At 44.8% G+C, this 417-nt stretch carries 1 protein-coding gene and 1 pseudogene; both read left to right on the top strand.

Translation table 11 applies throughout. From position 1 onward, the window contains the following. Positions 1–309, top strand: a 309-nt coding sequence (gene rpsK, locus ACTHSP_RS22225) for a 30S ribosomal protein S11 (protein WP_440347036.1), incomplete at its 5' end; no start/stop codon positions are given. 19 nt (positions 310–328) lie between these two features. Continuing rightward, a pseudogene (gene rpsD / locus ACTHSP_RS22220) lies at positions 329–417 on the top strand (30S ribosomal protein S4); the annotation flags it as partial.

The raw sequence follows: 417 nt of genomic DNA, 5'->3' as shown, positions 1-417 counted from the left end.
AACAATACCATCATTACAATCACTGACCGTCAAGGCAATGCATTGTCTTGGGCTACCTCTGGCGGCGCTGGTTTTAAAGGTTCTCGTAAAAGTACACCATTTGCAGCACAAGTTGCAGCAGAAGCAGCTGGTAAAGTTGCCCAAGAGTATGGCGTTAAAAATTTAGAAGTCCGCATTAAAGGCCCTGGCCCTGGTCGCGAATCTTCTGTACGTGCTTTAAACGCTCTTGGTTTCAAGATTACCAGCATTACTGACGTTACCCCGTTGCCTCATAACGGTTGCCGTCCGCCTAAAAAACGTCGTATTTAATATTGGAGTGATTTAAAACATGGCACGTTATATTGGCCCTAAATGTAAATTAGCACGTCGCGAAGGTACGGATCTGTTTTTGAAGAGTGCACGTCGCTCTTTAGATTC

The sequence above is a fragment of the Neisseria sp. P0001.S005 genome (genome assembly GCF_051963715.1).
The sequence above is the reverse complement of the archived record's forward strand: the minus strand, read 5'-3'. Positions and strand labels throughout refer to the sequence as shown.